At 56.3% G+C, this 1,177-nt stretch carries 2 protein-coding genes; both read right to left on the bottom strand.

Going from position 1 to position 1,177, the window contains the following annotated elements:
- The coding region (locus EN993_RS38215; protein ID WP_245469081.1) for a trypsin-like peptidase domain-containing protein at positions 1 to 189 on the bottom strand (189 nt) is incomplete at its 3' end.
- A gap of 458 nt (positions 190 to 647) precedes the next feature.
- Positions 648 to 890, bottom strand: a complete 243-nt coding sequence (locus EN993_RS36020) for a hypothetical protein (protein WP_127266261.1) — start codon at positions 888 to 890, stop codon at positions 648 to 650.
- Positions 891 to 1,177 lie beyond the last annotated feature (287 nt).

The raw sequence follows: 1,177 nt of genomic DNA, 5'->3' as shown, positions 1-1,177 counted from the left end.
GCCGACCACCTGGCCGTTGAGATTGAACGTCGGACCGCCCGAATTGCCTCGATTGACGGACGCGTCGATTTGCAGGAAATCGTCATAGGGGGCCGGAGCCGATGTCGCGGCCGCGCTGGGAAGCAGGCTGGCGGTTACAGCCCCGAGTTGGTCGGTGACAAGCCCGGCGCCCGGCTCGTACCGGGTCACGGTCGACTTGCAAGGCCAAGCCGAACCGATGAAGAGTGCGATAGGCAGAATTTACTTTATCGACAGAAGAGGCGGGGTAATCACCTCCACCAAGATCGACAGGCATTTGCAAATCAAACCGCGGCAGTTGGACAAAGCAAACGACCAAATCGAACAATGCTCGATGGGGCCAGTTGGTTGGAATGAACCACTCGGATGTTTCGGTGAGCACCTGCGTCCCGCGAGCTTTGAAGACGGACCACCCAGGCGTTTTGACCGCATCAGCCATCCGACACAGCTCCTAATCATCCGTGACACACTTTTTGCGCCCCTCGGCTATAGCTTGTCGAAGTTGCACTAGGTCGTGGCCGCCGGAAATGAGATGCTCCGATGATCGATGTAGCATGCATGGCATCTGACCTCCTACAGCCAGTTATCTCTGCAGGACCCCTGTAGCCGGGGATGGTGTCCCCATTCGTTTAAAACTCATTTACGATCCACGGGTCAGTGTCATATCCGAGACGTGGTTTCTCAGGCCTTGCTCCATCGGTCAATTTGGCCGTTCCGGTCAAACTGCAATCCAGCTCTGGCACCGGCTTCTTGGTCGAATGTTTGGTAGAGCATAGTGTAGCGGCATCACTGACAACCACCTTCTTCTCCTTGGCAACAGCGACACCGGTCGCCGCTATCACTGCAGCGGCGCAAAAGACAGCTACTTTCATCGTGGTTCCCCATGGCTTGCGCATCCCCAAGATGCGAGCCTATGACCTTACGTCACTTTTATATTAGCGCAACCGAATACTAGCGTCGTTGGACGCTTGGCTGAGCGCCCATCACCTGGCGTCGACGCTTGAGGATGGTGCTGAGAGGCGATGCCAAATCTCGTCTATCGGCAACGGTGCGGCCTCCATGATCATGCGTTAGGTTGGCCGGCCCCCAGGTCAACGCGCCAACCTCAAATTATCACTTCGTGGACTTCATTGTCTTCGCCCTGTGTTTCGACATGACC

It is taken from the genome of Mesorhizobium sp. M7D.F.Ca.US.004.01.2.1 (assembly GCF_003997785.1).
GTDB lineage: Bacteria > Pseudomonadota > Alphaproteobacteria > Rhizobiales > Rhizobiaceae > Mesorhizobium > Mesorhizobium loti.
The sequence above is the reverse complement of the archived record's forward strand: the minus strand, read 5'-3'. Positions and strand labels throughout refer to the sequence as shown.